This window comes from Xenorhabdus sp. SGI246 (assembly GCF_040838225.1).
Taxonomy (GTDB): Bacteria; Pseudomonadota; Gammaproteobacteria; order Enterobacterales; family Enterobacteriaceae; genus Xenorhabdus; species Xenorhabdus indica.
The window spans coordinates 1-16,711 of record NZ_JBFPEZ010000091.1 but is presented as its reverse complement, the minus strand read 5'-3'; the positions used below and the strand labels follow the sequence as shown (position 1 = coordinate 16,711).

Annotated in this window: 10 protein-coding genes and 2 pseudogenes; 11 read left to right on the top strand and 1 reads right to left on the bottom strand. The window is 36.1% G+C overall.

All coding sequences use genetic code 11. From position 1 onward, the window contains the following. Nucleotides 1-929: 929 nt before the first annotated feature. A pseudogene (locus ABLA85_RS17080) lies at nt 930-2,152 on the top strand (reverse transcriptase domain-containing protein). Nucleotides 2,153-2,446: 294 nt separating this feature from the next. Here ABLA85_RS17080 and ABLA85_RS17075 read toward each other — a convergent pair. Then, nucleotides 2,447-3,226 carry a sulfite exporter TauE/SafE family protein gene (locus ABLA85_RS17075; RefSeq protein WP_367965548.1) on the bottom strand — a complete coding sequence of 260 codons (780 nt, stop codon included), beginning with the start codon at nt 3,224-3,226 and terminating at the stop codon, nt 2,447-2,449. A 1,035-nt stretch (nt 3,227-4,261) separates the two neighbouring features. Here ABLA85_RS17075 and cysD point away from each other — a divergent pair. From cysD to ABLA85_RS17025, 10 genes and pseudogenes are all read left to right on the top strand, one after another. Continuing rightward, nucleotides 4,262-5,191 carry a sulfate adenylyltransferase subunit CysD gene (cysD, locus tag ABLA85_RS17070; protein WP_367965549.1) on the top strand — a complete coding sequence of 310 codons (930 nt, stop codon included), beginning with the start codon at nt 4,262-4,264 and terminating at the stop codon, nt 5,189-5,191. Then, a complete protein-coding gene (gene cysN, locus ABLA85_RS17065; RefSeq protein WP_367965547.1) occupies nt 5,191-7,107 on the top strand; it encodes a sulfate adenylyltransferase subunit CysN in 1,917 nt (638 codons plus the stop codon). The genes cysD and cysN overlap by 1 nt, the downstream gene beginning before the upstream one ends. A gap of 106 nt (nt 7,108-7,213) precedes the next feature. Then, nucleotides 7,214-9,226, top strand: a complete 2,013-nt coding sequence (locus ABLA85_RS17060; protein WP_367965546.1) for an iron-containing redox enzyme family protein — start codon at nt 7,214-7,216, stop codon at nt 9,224-9,226. Nucleotides 9,227-9,234: 8 nt separating this feature from the next. Next, a complete protein-coding gene (locus ABLA85_RS17055; RefSeq protein WP_367965545.1) occupies nt 9,235-11,079 on the top strand; it encodes a carbamoyltransferase in 1,845 nt (614 codons plus the stop codon). Between the two features lie 139 nt (nt 11,080-11,218). Beyond that, entirely contained in the window at nt 11,219-12,328 is a 1,110-nt protein-coding gene (locus ABLA85_RS17050; protein ID WP_367965544.1) for an SGNH/GDSL hydrolase family protein, read from the top strand. Between the two features lie 96 nt (nt 12,329-12,424). Continuing rightward, the gene (locus tag ABLA85_RS17045; protein ID WP_367965543.1) at nt 12,425-13,168 is read left to right on the top strand and encodes a hypothetical protein; all 744 of its coding nucleotides are present in this window, start codon (nt 12,425-12,427) and stop codon (nt 13,166-13,168) included. A 46-nt stretch (nt 13,169-13,214) separates the two neighbouring features. Next, on the top strand, nt 13,215-14,402 hold the full coding sequence (locus tag ABLA85_RS17040; RefSeq protein ID WP_367965542.1) for an MFS transporter: 1,188 nt from the start codon (nt 13,215-13,217) through the stop codon (nt 14,400-14,402). Continuing rightward, nucleotides 14,399-15,670 carry an acetyl-CoA carboxylase biotin carboxylase subunit family protein gene (locus tag ABLA85_RS17035; RefSeq protein ID WP_367965541.1) on the top strand — a complete coding sequence of 424 codons (1,272 nt, stop codon included), beginning with the start codon at nt 14,399-14,401 and terminating at the stop codon, nt 15,668-15,670. Before ABLA85_RS17040 ends, ABLA85_RS17035 begins: the two co-directional genes overlap by 4 nt. Nucleotides 15,671-15,955: 285 nt before the next feature. Beyond that, nucleotides 15,956-16,321, top strand: coding sequence for a plasmid pRiA4b ORF-3 family protein (locus ABLA85_RS17030; RefSeq protein WP_367965540.1), 366 nt, complete (start codon nt 15,956-15,958; stop codon nt 16,319-16,321). Nucleotides 16,322-16,381: 60 nt separating this feature from the next. Beyond that, nucleotides 16,382-16,711, top strand: a pseudogene (locus tag ABLA85_RS17025) (IS982 family transposase); the annotation flags it as partial.

Below are 16,711 nucleotides of genomic sequence, written 5' to 3'. Positions count from 1 at the left end.
TTAAGCGAGCGGTATTACACCTTAACGGTGGCTTTTCTGTTCCCTAACTCAATGTTTATCATCAAGTTTTTTATTTGGTGCCAAGGCGGGACTGGCAAATTGATATAATACATTAAATTTATTGTATTTATTTTTATACATTGATTTTATGCCCCTATTAATGCCCCTATTAATGCCCCTATTAATGCCCCTGAAATTAGATTGCCACCTTATAATTTTATCTATTTGATTTATCATCCATTTTTTATATTGGTAATATCTTTTTTTAACTTATAGAACTTATGAGTGGGCTAATATCTATATAGGCAATAGTAATACATGTGCCTTTAGAGATTCTACATAGGTGTGTATATCCTTTCATGCTGTTATGATGCATTGCTCCCCAAAACCTTTTTCTTTAATTAATGAATTAACTCTGTTGCGCGGCTGAGTAACCCTGTAGATGAAATGGGTTGTGCGCTGGGAAAAGCTGTACTGATCTTGTGGGTGAAAGTCCCACCGTAGAAGGTTGGCCCAGACCACTACGTAGCGAGTCTTGCGTGTCCGGCGGTAACAATGGAGACGAAGCGTAGACAGCGAAACATTCGAGCCGGAATCTAATGATGAACGTGATAGCTCCGAAATACATCTGATCGTGTGTGCCGATAGTTAGCCCAGCTAGCAGGCAACAGTTACTGAATGGTCATACTGGCGAATATTCATACAGAAACACACACCGGAGCCGCAGGCGCCAGCGAGTTTGTAGAGAACAATTGGAACCCAGGAGATCCTGATATTTCTCAATGGAGTGAGTATTTCGGGTACAAGTGCTAAAACGTAAGACCGGAGAAAAGAGTATCAGGAAGTCGGAGTCGGCCATAGTAGTGTTGAAGCGGGTAATGACCGTGGAACGAAGGGCTGGCAGACAGATCGAACGTGAGAGGACAACAATGACCGTACACAGCAACGACGGATTATCATGGTTAACGAGACTTGAACGTATAGGCGAGAAATCAGCAGGTAACAAGCATCAAGTGTTCAATAATTTAGGACATTTGTTGAACGGTGACATGCTGAAAGGGCAATTCCAGCGGCTGGACGGGAGTAAAGCCGTGGGTATTGATCGCATGACAAAAGCTGCTTATGGTGAACATCTCGATGAAAACATTCAACATCTCATTGTACGGATACGCAGAGGGACGTACCACCCTAAAGCAGCACGGATAACCGAGATCCCAAAAGAAGACGGGAGTAAACGGCCTCTGGCCATTTCGTGCATAGAGGACAAGCTGGTTCAGCTTGCGGTCAGTGACATCCTTAGCCGGATTTATGAACCGCTGTTTCTGTCCTGCTCTTATGGTTTCCGGCCGGGGCTAAATTGTCATGCAGCATTAAGGACACTACAGAAACAAACATTCAGAAACTGGAATGGTGCAGTAGTGGAAATCGACATCCGAAAGTATTTCAACACGATACCACATATCGAGATGATGAATTTACTCCGGAAGAAGATATCAGATCGACGTTTTCTCAGACTGATTGAGGTACTGATAATGGTACCCATCATGATAGACAATGTGGTTTCCAGCAATGTCCGTGGGTGTCCACAAGGTTCAATCCTGTCACCCGTGCTTGCCAATATCTACCTACATCACGTGATTGATGAATGGTTTAACGAAATCAGCCACTCACATATTCGTGGTTGGGCAGAGATGGTAAGGTATGCTGATGACATGGTGTTTACCTTTCAGTATCCCAAAGAAGCAAAGCGTTTCTATGAAGTTTTACCAAAGAGATTGAATAAATATGGTTTGGAGTTGCACGGTGACAAATCGCAGTTAATTTCTGCGGGACATGTTGCAGCAATGAGAGCCGATTTGTCAGGAAAACGGTTACCCACGTTTAATTTTCTGGGCTTTACCTGCTATTGGGGGAAATCGCGAAAAAGCTTCTGGCGGCTGAAGTTTACCAGCCGGAAAGATCGGTTCGCAGCCAATCTGACAACCAGAGAAGCGTTGAGCAATTTATCTACCAAAGCAAGTGGATCATTTATCGATGGTTCAACCGGAAAGGAGGACGTCGCCGGTTAACGTGGGAAAAGCTAAATCTAATCCTGAAAATGCTGAATTATCCATCTCGATGGAAAATACATTCAATGTTCAATTCTTGCTGAATATGTGTGGGGACACTGCTCTGTCGGGAGCCGGATGCGGTAGTTCCACACGTCCGGTTCTGAGGAGGGGGCTGTCTGGGTGACTGGACAGCTCTACTCACCCAAAACCCGTATTGTGGGTTTGTTGGATGATAGGTTATTACGCTGTCTTATGATGCCTATTTTGGTGAAAACGGCTACCCCATACCGAGAATGTAATCAGGATACGCATATAACTTCATAATCTTACACTAGGTGAATGAGCTTTTTTCATAGTTATGCAGCCTAAAATTTACTTATTCAACAACGCGAGTATTAAGCTAAAAGTTTATAGGCAGCAGTAATCAATACGAAAGAAAGTAAAAATTGAATTACTCTGGGGGAACATTTACCCGCAAGGATGCTACCAATTAATACGGCAGGGATAGAGCCAATAAGCAAACTTATTAACATCCAACCATCTACTTTACCAGCAAAGAGGTAACCAATGCCAGCTACTACTGCTAATGGAATAGCATGAACAATATCAGTGGCGACCAAACGATGTGGTACCATTCGTAGAGGGTAAAGAAACAATAGCGTTACACTTCCAAGGGCTCCAGCCCCTACAGATGTAAGTGCTACGCATATCCCTAAAATTCCCCCGGAGATTACTGTTAAAGCGGGTTGAATGGACTTAAAACATGTAGCCTTTTTAAGGCGGTAATTGCGGGCTATTTGCTTAAGTTTAGGAGCTAATAGTAACCCAATAGCCGTAACCAGTACCAAAAAGCCTATTGCCTCTGTTAACCAATCAACGTTAGATATATAAATATTAAAGTTAATAAGTAACACAACTAACAATGCTATAGGTAAACTACCACACCACAGTCGTTTTACGATCAACCAATCTACATTCCCAGCAGCTTGATGTATTCTCGCCCCAACAATCTTAGTGATTGATGCAAACCATAAATCTGTCGCTATTGCAGTAATTGGGGATACACCAAAAAATAGTAATAAAATAGGGGTCATCAATGCACCACCGCCGACCCCTGTTAAACCAATAAATACCCCAGTAAGCGCACCAGCAAATGTATAGGAAAAATCAATCACTTTGGATATATCCTTAATAATAAAGTGATACATTCTAATGTTATAAGTATAATTATTAGAATTAACCATTAAGATAAATAACGGGCGGGTAGAAACATTAGGTCTCTATCATATTATAATATATTAAAGAAGTATATTGACTCTCTTTATCATTAATTAACGTTGCGATAAAAATAGTTAATAAAAATGAAGTTAAACTGATTATCATTTAATTATATTTAATTCATAAAGGTAAAAACAATAAAGCGACATTAGCAGTGCCATAAAATATACAATCTGTCACATAATAAATATAAGGTCAACGATTGTAGCAGTTATGGAGTCTCAATATATATAATCATCTATAAAGATAATACATTAAAATAATTAATGCTTTTTACATCACGAGCCACGTTAAGTCAACTATTTTTTCTTTAAAATTGCCTAATCATAAATTTTTCCACAATAAATGTGATCAATACTAAATATTAACATATTTATCATGTACATAGTTTTTTATTAACAATATTATCACAAAAACACTATTGAGTTACGATAATGAAACAAGGAAAAGTAAAAGCCCTATATCCTAAGCTAAGTGTTGCCAATAAACCCCTTGAACCAATAAGCTTAGAAGACGGCACGGAAGAGGAAAAACAACAAGCTACATATGTAAATATTGTTCCTCACATACTAAGTATAGAAAAACTGCGTGACGAGCAGGGGCAACCACCGACTAGATTGGTACTCGAGTGGGCGCTTAATCAATATCAAAATAAACAAGCTAAAATATTATTTATCCAATTGGTAATATTAGCTGATGGTAAAAATTATCTATATGCTAATGACGATAACGATGAAATGTTTTGTGTTTCCATAGATACTATTAATCTGGACTCTATCCGGATGGCATTAGTAATACTCCAAAAGAATATAGGAAAATCCATTGCAGTATTTCCCCATGGAGAACTTGTACACTATATTCGCAACTTAGAAAAATTGGACAAAATATTATTTTGTACTCAAGCATATCACCCTATTGTAGTTCCTCCTGTAATAGTACGAACATATAATCGGCGCAATGTATTATGTTCTGCACACCTTAAGCGACTGGAAGCTGAAAGCTGCGATATAATCAGAGAGGCTGTTTCTGAAGCAGAAAATCCAGCAATGCTATATTCTTTGGGTAAAGATAGTAGTGTAATGCTGCACTTAGCAAGAAAAGCATTCTATCCTTCATTGCCCCCTTTTCCATTGTTACATGTGGATACTCAATGGAAATTTCAAGAAATGTATAAATTCCGCGAGTTAGTTGAGAGAGAGTGTGGAATGAAATTATTAGTTTATATTAATTCAGAAGCCATAGAAAAGAATATAAACCCTTTTGAGCATGGTTCATCTCTCCATACAGACATAACCAAAACAGAAGGTCTAAAAAAAGCACTCAAGCATTACAATTTTGATGTGGTTTTTGGGGGAGCTCGTAGAGATGAAGAAAAATCCAGATCGAAAGAACGGATTTTCTCTTTTCGCACAGCCACTCATCGCTGGGATCCCAAAAACCAACGTCCAGAACTTTGGAACCTATACAATACGCGTAAAAAACCAGACGAAAGTATTAGGGTTTTTCCATTATCTAATTGGACAGAGTTAGATATATGGCAATATATCTATCAGGAAAATATTCCTGTTATTCCTCTTTACTTTGCGAAAGCACGTCCAGTAGTTAAGCGTGATGAAATGATCATGCTAGTAGATGATGATCGTTGCCATATGCTACCAGGAGAGAAAATTGAAATCCTTAAAGTTAGATTCCGAACACTTGGATGTTATCCACTTACAAGTGCAATTGAATCCAACGCAGAAACGGTCGAGGATATTTTGCTCGAGTTAATTAGAGTACGGCAATCTGAGCGGCAAGGTCGTAAGATTGATACCGATAGCTTAAGTTCTATGGAAAAGAAAAAACAGGAAGGATATTTTTAGTGGAACAGATAAACGGATTGTCCAGCTCAAATAACCAAAATGTATCCATAGATCATATTCCTATTAATAACTGGCTTAAACAACAAGCTAATATGGATTTGCTACGCCTAATCACGTGCGGAAGCGTTGATGATGGTAAAAGTACTCTGATAGGCAGACTATTATGGGAATCACAACAAATTTTTGAAGATCAGATGGCTTCTTTAAAAAATGATTCCAAACGATATGGAACACAAGGGGAGAATATTGACTTTGCATTACTAGTGGACGGGCTATCCGCAGAACGAGAACAAGGGATTACGATTGATGTCGCATATCGTTTTTTTTCTACTACCCGCAGAAAATTCATTATAGCCGATACTCCAGGTCATGAACAATATACTAGGAACATGGTGACAGGCGCTTCAACGGCAGATTTAGCAATAATTTTGGTAGATGCCCGCAAGGGAATACTAACACAAGCGCGTAGACATGCTTATATTATATCATTGATGAACATTCGACATGTCATACTCGCTATTAATAAAATGGATTTAGTAAATTTTGACGCTAATATAAGTCAAAACATTGTTAAAGAATTCAATGAAATGGCACAAACATTGAATTTTAATAATGTGATACCAATTCCAATGTCTGCGCTTACTGGCGATAATATAAAGGATCATTCACCTAATACCCCTTGGTACCTTGGCCCTACTCTAATCGAAGCATTAGAAATAGTTGACGTTACCCGTTTAACAAATCGTCGTTTTGTATTCCCAGTACAATGGGTGAACAGGCCATTTCCTGATTTCAGAGGCTTTAGCGGCACCGTTGCAAGTGGTCATATATCCGTTGGAGACTCAATACAAATTTCAGCATCAGGGCAGGTAGTCCATGTAAAACAAATTGTTACTTTTGATGGAGATTTGCCCACAGCTAAAAGTGGAGATGCAGTAACAATAGTATTGGATAAAGAAGTAGATGCTTCTCGTGGAGATATAATTACTAATATAAACAATACATTAAGAATAACTGACCGATTTGAAGCAACATTGATCTGGCTTCAGGAGGAACTTGGTTTTCCAGGTAACAACTATGAAATAAAAATTTCAAAACAATGGGCTAGAGCTTCAATCTCAAATATAAAATATGGTATTAATATAAATACATTCGCTCAAGAACCGCACAAAAAACTGAGTGTCAATGATATTACTGTATGTGATTTTACGCTTAATCGCTCATTAGTTCTAGATTCTTATGACCAATCCAATACTCTAGGTAGTTTTATATTAGTTGATCGATTTACACAAGCAACTGTTGCCGCAGGATTAATCCACAATAACTTTCAACAAGCACAGAATGTCCATAGTCAAATATTTAACATTAGTCGAGAGAATCGTGAAAAACTAATAGGCCACAAAAGTAAAGTAGTCTGGTTCACTGGTTTGTCTGGTTCAGGTAAATCAACTTTAGCTAATGCATTAGAACAAGAATTACACAAGCTTGGAAAACTTACTTATATCTTAGATGGGGACAATATACGTCAAGGATTGAATAAAGATCTTGACTTCACGATTGTTAATAGAAGTGAGAATATACGTCGAGTAGCAGAGGTTGCCAAATTGATGATTGATGCCGGTATTATTGTCATCACTGCTTTTATTAGTCCATGTAGGACAGAGAGAGAAATAGCAAGACAGGTGATAGGTAACGAAAATTTCATTGAAGTATATGTGAATACACCATTAGATATTTGTGAAAAACGTGACCCAAAAGGTCTTTATAAAAAAGCAAGACTCGGCCAATTGGCTCATATGACGGGTATTGATAGCCCTTATGAGCCTCCGTTAAATTCTGAAGTAACAATTAAAAATATTAATAAAAATGATGTATATGAAATACGCAAAATTCTTAGACATATTGAGAATCTTTAACATTTATATTCATTTTTAATGCAACAGTTCATTATGTATTTAGGATATTTGAATTACGAAGTTGATTCTATAATTTGTGAAATGAAATATAATTAAAGGAATGAATATGATTGTAGATTCTTTTTCAAAAATGTATAAGCTACTTAGCGAATCTGAAGATAATGGATTGAAATCGTTACTTTCAAATAATTTAATGCATGACCTTGGGTTGATTAATACGCAAGAAAACACATTAATAGAAAGCGATAATGATTTTAATAACAGTTTATTATCACTCGAAAATAATTTGCATAAAGTGATTTCTATCCCTAAAGTGGGAAAAAATTCCAATTGCTTATGTATTGATAAATTTGATGTTTTAGATAATTTATCAGTAAGTTATGCTATTAATCGTTCATTTGATGCAAGAGTATCACATCTTTATTCGTCCTGTGACTACTTTATTCTTTTTGAGCTACTTAGAGATCTAGAAAAAAAATCATTTGAGAATATAGTTTCCTATAAATTTATTAATGAGGCTATTAGCGATATAACATACTTTGATGATACTTTTGCTATGCCAGCAATAAGGCTGGCAATATCTAACATTAAATCATCATATCAGAAGGATGCTATAATTATTGCGGATTTGATACTATTATTTTTTGATTCTGTAAAGGAATTTAGAGAAGCTATAATTTTATCTAAAGATGCTTCTTCTGCGGTTATTTTTTTTGAGAACGAAGATTCAATTGAGAATAAGATAAAAAACATTATTGCATATAAAACAATAATGTTTTATAAAGAAAAAAAATCTCTTATTTATATCATTAACGCATTAAATAAGTTAATTAAGCTAAAAAAAAGTATAAAAGAAAATTTATTTAAAACAAATCTCAATGATAAAAACTCTTCAATAACAATGGAGAGAATCGTATCAAGTAAAAGCTCAATAGCTTATGGTTATCACAATAACAAAATGATAAATAAATGTCCTTTGGATGAGTTAATGAAAAAAAATCCTCGTGAATTTATTTTTCAACTAAAAAGCTCACATTGGTTTAAAGGACATATTATTGAGAAGATGTCTTTTTTTTCTAAACTAACATCTTTCAATGGACCCATGTATAAAGTATTTACTGAACGTGAGCTATTTTTAATAAGCGAATGGGCCATGAAGAAAAATACATCTGATAGTTTCGATGAGGGTATCGCAATCAATTCATCCCCTATAGTGAATGTTTTACCACCCGAAAATAAACATAAGGCATCAAAAAATATAAGAAAGTTTTTTCATGAGTTGATGACCAGTGATGATCATTATTATCTTGACCAAAAATGCGAAGGTTTTATAATCGACTGGCTTAGTAAAGCGAAAAGAAAAATAAATACAATTCCGTTTAAACATTATGATGATGCATTATTAGATAAATGGTTTTTAAAAAGAGCAAAATTACAGGTAGAAGACTATTCGCAAGGGCGTATAGTTTCAAACAAGTCAAAAGATGAGATTATAGATGAAGCGATTCATTTAGCACCAATGATTTTACTAGATGGTGCTTGGATCAACCATTACAGCCAACATAATCTTATTAATGATGAAATAGGAAAACTTTTATTCCAAATTTATTCAGATGAAATTGGAAATGGATATATAGAGAAAAATCATCCAATCATATATCGTAACTTGATTTCTGAAATGGGAATTGAATTACCTGATATTGCAACTTTAGAATTTTCTGAATTTGAATATTTTGATGATGAAGACTTTTTGGTACCAGTCTTTTGGTTATCAATTTCTCGATTCCCAAAAAAATTTCTACCAGAAACTCTAGGATTAAATTTAGCTATGGAATTATCTGGTGTTGGTGGTGCCTATAACCAAGCCCGAGATGAATTAAAAAAATATGGTTTTAATACTTTATTTGTTGACTTACATAATTCCATTGATAATGCTTCATCAGGGCATTCTGCAGATGCACTAAATGCTATTAAAATTTACATGAATAAGTATGCAAATAAAAATAATAAAAAGTTAACACAAATACTTTGGGAAAGAATATGGACAGGTTTCCTATCATTATCCCCTCCTAAAAACAGCTCTTTATTTTTTTTCATTTCAAATAATTATGAAATTTAGGATGTAATATGGCTAACAACCAAGACAAATTTAATATCGGATTATCTTGCTATTATCATGATAGCGCAGTAGCTTTGATGAAAGGTAACCATCTTATTTCTGCATTACAAGAAGAACGTTTTACGAGAATAAAACAGGATAAAAACTTTCCTGAATTAGCACTTAAACGCATCCTTGAAGATAATAAAATCAACTTAAGCAATATTGATAAAATATATTATTATGAGAATCCTGAGAAAAAGTTTAATCGCATTGTTGAAACATATTCATGCTTCGGGTTGAAAGGCTTTTCTTCATTTAATGAGGAAGTTCCACTCTGGTTTACTGAAAAAAGACATGTTAAGAATAAATTAGAGAAAGAACTCACGAGACTTTATCCAAATGAGGATATTCCAGATATAGAATATACGGATCATCACCATTCACATGCAGCATCTGCATTTTACCCAAGTCCGTTTAAAACGGCGGCTGTGCTTTGCATTGATGGAGTTGGAGAATGGGCAACAACATCAGCTTGGTTGGGTAATGAACAAACATTAAAAAAAATTTGGGAAATTAAATTTCCTCATTCACTAGGGCTTCTCTATTCAGCTTTTACTTGGTATTGCGGTTTTAAAGTTGACTCTGGCGAATATAAACTAATGGGGCTAGCTCCCTACGGAAAACCAATTTACGTCGATATTATTAAGAATAATATAATTAAGATAAATAAAGACGGTAGTTTTATATTAAATATGAAATATTTTGACTACGCAGTCGGTAACTGCATGATATCTAATCATTTTAGTGACCTATTTGGGCATCCACCAAGAGCCGCTGAATCAGAACTTAATCAACACTACTTAGATATGGCTGCTTCTATACAAGCAATTACCGAAGAAGTCGTAATAAAAATCACTCGTCATCTTAAAAAGATAACTGGAGAAACAAATCTCTGTATGGCGGGTGGAGTTGCACTAAATTGTGTAGCGAATGGAAAAATTGCTAAAGAAAAAATATTTGAAAACATATGGATTCAACCAGCGGCTGGAGATTCTGGAGGTGCGATTGGAGCTTTGTACGCGGGTATGATAAAGAATGAATATATTAACCGGCAACAATATGGTACTGATCAAATATCAGGTGCTTATCTTGGAACATCCTATAATGATTTATATGTTAAGGAATACTTGGAAAGTGTTAATGCCGTATACCACGAGTATTCATGGGAAAAAGTGATAGATTGTACAGTCAGTAAACTCTTAGATGGTAGTGTTATCGGTTGGTATCAAGATCGTATGGAGTTTGGTCCAAGAGCGCTTGGAAACCGTTCAATCATTGGTGATCCGCGCAATACTTCTATGCAGAGTGTAATGAATCTAAAAATCAAAAATCGCGAATCTTTCCGTCCATTTGCTCCAATTGTTATGGAGGAGCATGCTAGCGAATGGTTTGATATCCACCAAAAAAATGAATATATGCTATTTGTTAGTAATGTTATTAATAATAAGCTAATCCCGTACCAAGATGACAACCTTCATGGTATAGATAAATTACGGGTTATACGCTCTCAGATACCTGCTGTGACACATGTAGACAACTCCGCTCGAGTTCAAATATTGTCCAGAAAAAATAATACCAAGTTTCATGACCTTTTGGCTCACTTTCATCTGAAAAGTAGCTGTCCTGTGCTAATTAATACTTCATTCAATGTACGAGGTGAACCTATTGTTGAATCACCTCATGATGCATATAAATGTTTTATGCGAACGAAAATAGATATGCTGGTTATAGGTAATATCGTTTGTTTCAAATCAGAGCAGCCACCTTTACTCAATGATGAAGATTGGCAAAATACTTATACATTGGACTAAATGATGACACTTTTACTAAAATTTTATTATTTCTTTATTTTATTACCACTGGGATTTGCAAAAAATAAATTTAAAGACCCGATGAACTTAAGGTTCGAGGATAAAAATAGTTACTATCATTTTGAGGCAGGAGAACAGAATGAAAAATAAATTAAGCCATGATGAAGCCGTCAATGAAGTCTATCGTTTAACTCCTCAGATTCGCGACTACGATGAATTTATGTATCTTGGCGTAAGATGGTTACCCTATACGATGTTTTTTCATCAAACAAATTTTAAATCAAAAACTATCAATACAGATAGTTTGGGCTTCCGATATACAAAATACAAGGATGGTTATATTTCGATGGATTCGATTCCATCAGACGTGCCAATTAATATTATTATTGGGGGCTCAACCACCCTAGGAACTGGCGCTACCGCAGATGAGTACACTATCGCCTCTGGGTTATCTAAATTAACTGGAGAGCCATGGATAAACTTTGGGGGGAGGGGGTATAACTCAACTCAAGAAGTAATATTATTTTTAATGCACCAACAACGGTTCAACCAAATTAACCACGTTGTTGTATTTAGCGGTATGAACACACTAACGTTGGAAGGGATTCCTGATGAGTTAGCTACTGAACACGGTCGTTATTATTATTCATATGAATACCAATATTATATGAATAAATACAATGATGATCTAAAAAGAAGAGCTAATAGTTACGCTTCAGAACTGGATAATCGTAAACTAAATCCAATGAAAAAGCTTTACAACAAGATCATGAATGTATCTGATGGTTTCAATCCAGCAGATGTCATAATTACGGATGAAAGTACTGATACTTCACAACGTTTGATTAGGACAGCTAAAGTAATTGAACAGACAATGAGTCAATGGAAATCGCTATTAGCTCCATACAATTCTAAATTGTCCTTTTTTTTACAACCGATGTCTTATTGGTCAAAGACTCAACTAACAACTACAGAAGAGGAAATTTTTTGTGCTATAGATCAGTGTCCAAATAATTTTTGGAGGCTTTTTTCGCGCATCCTAGCTAAAGAAAATCATCCAACTTTAGTTAATGAGTTACGCTCAAGATTGGCTCGATTAAACATTAATTTCTTTGATATGAATATTATCATGGGAGAGTCACCTTTAATCAATGAGAGCATCTATGTCGATCGCGTGCACTTCAATGACGAAGGTTATTTAGAGATGGCTCGATTAATCAACAAATATATTGGAGTAAATCATGAGTAAAAAAAGAAAAAATTTTTTTAGTCTTCTTTTTTCTATATTTAGACGCAAAAAAAAGAAACCGAATTCTATTTATCCATTACGTTAACCGGAGTTTTTATGTCGAAAATTATTTTTCTATGGGGACCTGCTCGTTCGTTATCCACTGCAATGTTAAAATCATTCCAGATGCGTGATGATACGACTGGATTGTTTGAGCCATATGCAGATACTTACTATTTCTCCAAAGACAGAATGACAGATATGTATGGAGAACGTCCGGAACTTTGGGAACAAACAGGTGAAGTGGTAGATCGGAATCTTATGTCTATAGACGCACCAGTGCTTTTTTTGAAAGAAATGGCGTATTTTGGTCTTCCTTATGTTGGTGAGGAAATTTTTAAACGATCAAAACACACGATTATCATTCGTGAACCTAAAGCATGCTTACGTTCACGCAAAGCTGTGCGTAAGAATGAGATCGGTGAATGGGAATTCGGTTTTACAGCGATGGATCAACTGTGGGAGAGGATTTTCAACGTTGAGGAACCGCCTGTAGTGATTGAAGGTGATGCACTCAGGAATGCCCCAGAATACTCACTCCGTAAATATTGTCAGGCAGTAGGTTTAGACTTCCAAGAGTCCCAACTGAGTTGGAATGATGGAAATGTTAGAAAATGGACTCCCGAAGAAGCGGAGGCTCATGCGCGATTCCATAAAACTTTGGAATCTTCTACTGGTTTTATTCCTGAAACCAATATGAAATATGATGATAACTTCCAGTTCAACGATGCAGAGTGGTCAATGGTTAACCGGGCCACTGCGATTTATGAAAAAATCAAGCCTTTTGCCATTAACCTGTAAAATAATTATACCATCGGCATTATGCCGATGGTATTAGGGATTAAAAATGAGAAAAAGCGGGCTATTAATAATATTTTGCCTATGTTATTTCGTTGTTAATTTTAATATATCTTTTATTTATCCGATGCTACCTTTCTTGCAGCAACATTTTTCTGCCAATGAACAGCATATTACGTTGTTATTGGCAGCATTTCCTTTTATTGCCTTCTTTTGCAATCTGTTATACGGCCCTTTTATTGATAAATACGGTAAAAAAAAATTCATCCTCATTGGTGCTACTGGTTGTATCTTATCCTGTATAGGGTCAATATTTTCTACCAATATTCAAGAACTCATAATTTTTCGTATTCTTATAGGTTTTTTCGTACCAATGATGGGGGCTACTATATTTCCCCTGATTATGGAGTTCTATGATGGAGAAAAGCGGCTATTTGTAACAGGAATTGTGCAAGGTTCTGCATCTCTTGCTCAACTGGTGGCTTTACCTCTAGGAATACTCTCTGGCGACAATATTACTTGGTACTTTCCATTTATATTATTAGTGGTAATGCTCATCATCAGCGTTACATTGATGCTACTATTACTGGGTGTTGAAAAACCTACTACGACGCAACATATTAACCTTAAAAGCTTTCTGGCTAAGTACATATCACTACTTCGTAACCAGCTCGTATTAAATTATCTAGTACTGTATGCTTTATTTGGTCTGTCGGTATTTGTTGTATTTGGTATGTATTCTTACTGGCTCAGTTATACTGGAACAGGAAATAGCTACCAGATCGCTATTTTATTTATGTTTTCTGGTATTACGGGATTAATTGCCTCTACCGTAATTAGTCATGTGAACAAAATTTTTTCCACTACAAGAAGCTTAATTATTTTACTGCTCGGTATAGCGATGATTTCCGTTATATTAATACCGGTCTTCGCGGGATATATAGTTCTTCAAACACTGCTTTTCTCTATTTTCTCTTGGATTAGATCGTCAATTAACCCACTGATTTTTTTTGATATTTATAAACTAGTTGACGATACCGAACGTAGCACTCTTAATGGGTTAATGAATGCATCCTTCCAACTTGCAACCGCGATTGGCGGAATGATCAGTACTTTTTGTTTATTTTACACTCCATCTTTCTGGCTTAATTCAGTGGTGTTCTGTGGGTTCACTGTTCTTTGTTTGCTACTGACATTAAAAAATACATATAAAATCACGAATAAGGTAACTCTATGAAACATTTGATTTTTATTGATGCCAATAATGCAGCGATACAAGCTATGGACGAAGCACTACAGAGAGGTTATAAAGTAACTTTTTTTCGACAGAATAATGTCTATTTTTATCAAAATAATGATTACACTCAGTCAGTTCTTAGACGTATTCATACGATAGTTGATATGAAAAACGGTACTGATGTTAGTGAAGTTGCGTATCTGTTGAGCAGTATTCTTCGGCAAGAGACCATTGATGGTGTGATTGCGCCCAATGAACCGAGCCTTGAAGCCGTTGCCGAGGCTTGTAAACGCTATGATATCCCTTTCTCCAATCCACAAGGGGTTAAAAATGCAAGAAATAAACATAAAGCGAGAGCAACACTAGAAGAGCATCATGTGCCTACGATACGTTCTTGGATAGCTAACACTCTTGATGAAGCTAAGACTATCTTCGAACAAAATAATCCCCCATTTATTTTTAAGCCAGTCAGCGGTTTTGATAGCTTACTTGCTGTGAAAGTTTCCACGCAGGAGGAAGTTAGTAAAGCAGCAATGAATATCCTTAATACAAGTGAAAAGATTACACTACCTTATACAGAAATATTTTCAAGAGGTATTCTCATCGAAGAATTTTTATCCGGAAAATTAATCTCTGCAGAAGTTGGTATATATAAAGATATGTTTTTCCCATTTATGATTAGTGGTCGTTCACAATCAAGATTTAATGAATGCATTGAGCTTGGGTCTTTAATGCCAGCAGACCTTTCAAATGACGAAAAAAATAAATGTTTTACTTATGCAAGAGGTGTCTGTCAAGCTCTAGGATTGGATCATGGAATTTACCATATTGAGCTTATGTATACAAAGACAGGACCAATACTAGTGGAAGCTAATCCTAGACTTATGGGCGGAGTAATGCCTGAGATTTATCACCAAGCTACTGGTGAATCAATTTATCCTTCATTATTTACAATTGCCACTTGTTCCGATAGCCCTATTAAGCTGCCTTCGGCATATAGAGCAGTAACCGTTAGGAAAATAATGCCACTAGAGAATGGTATCATTGCTGATGACCTTTTTATTGATGATATTAAAAACAATAAAAATCTGGTTAATTTTTACGCTGACAAAATAGAGCCTTCTCGACAAGTATCTGAAAATGAAGTGTTGGGTAGAATTATGGTTGCCCATGATGATCTATACAATGCGAATCTCATCGCAGATGAAATCCTTCTCGAACTGGAATGCAGAATAGGGATTAAACTTCACCAGCCACTTTATCGTTAAACGTAGGAGATTACCTACCTGAATAATCACAGGCTTTATAGTAAAAAGACTGTTATTTCTGTTTCATTTATTTCATAGAATTAAATGAAACAGAAATGTATCCTTCCCACTGAATCATTAACTATTTATGTTGAGAGTTCAGAAACTGAAAGTAGCATATACAATCAGTATGTATTATTGTTTAATGTATTGAGTACCATAGTTGGAGACCATAAAAAACCGTGGGGCACTCTGTTAAATCGGCGATAGAATAAGCAATCAAACGTATTTATTTGGCGTTCTACCATGAAATCCTATGTCGTTAAAGTTGCCCTCCGAGGTATTAGTCCAATGGTCTGGCGCCGATTCAGATTATCAGGTGGGACATCTTTAGCGGCTTTTCATTATATCATTCAGATCGCGCAGGGATGGCAGGATGATCATCTGCATCAATTCCGGATTTATGGCAAAAATTACGGCATTTCCTACTCCGGCGGAATTGGTTTTCCTGATAACCCTTACAAAATTATGCTGGATGACTTTGAATTTGATGCCGGTGATCGTTTTACCTACGAGTACAATTTTTTCGAGCACTGTCTTCATGATATCCGTATTGAAACGGTTCTCGATAATTCTAATTTAACCCGAATTCTGGATAAGAAATTGACGTGAAGCCTGTTCCAGGAGCAAAGTTTTGGTGCATGCCGAAACAGCCCCGGGGAGGAACAGGCTATGGACAACTTAGTTGAAATTTTCTGTAATGTCGATGATTTTTGCCGTTTTTTTATCCCACAGTGGGAGCAATTTTGTCTCAATAACGGATATCGGCTGCGCCGCCGGCAAGGTCATATGTATCCCAGTGAAATTATGACCATTTTGATCCTCTTTCATATGTCACATTACCGTCACTTTAAAGCCTTCTATCTGGAATTCCTCTGGAAATATCACCACCATGATTTTCCCACCTTGCTCAGTTATTCCCGTTTCGTCAGTGTCGCCCCTTCTGTTTTGGTCCCGCTATGCAGTTATCTGACTCAATTAAAAAGGAAAACCCACAGGCAT

Coding starts and splice junctions, on each gene's coding strand:
- ABLA85_RS17060 (WP_367965546.1), top strand. CDS start 7,214: ATGATTGTAGATTCTTTTTCAAAAATGTATAAGCTACTTAGCGAATCT.
- ABLA85_RS17055 (WP_367965545.1), top strand. CDS start 9,235: ATGGCTAACAACCAAGACAAATTTAATATCGGATTATCTTGCTATTAT.
- ABLA85_RS17050 (WP_367965544.1), top strand. CDS start 11,219: ATGAAAAATAAATTAAGCCATGATGAAGCCGTCAATGAAGTCTATCGT.
- ABLA85_RS17045 (WP_367965543.1), top strand. CDS start 12,425: ATGTCGAAAATTATTTTTCTATGGGGACCTGCTCGTTCGTTATCCACT.
- ABLA85_RS17040 (WP_367965542.1), top strand. CDS start 13,215: ATGAGAAAAAGCGGGCTATTAATAATATTTTGCCTATGTTATTTCGTT.
- ABLA85_RS17035 (WP_367965541.1), top strand. CDS start 14,399: ATGAAACATTTGATTTTTATTGATGCCAATAATGCAGCGATACAAGCT.
- ABLA85_RS17030 (WP_367965540.1), top strand. CDS start 15,956: ATGAAATCCTATGTCGTTAAAGTTGCCCTCCGAGGTATTAGTCCAATG.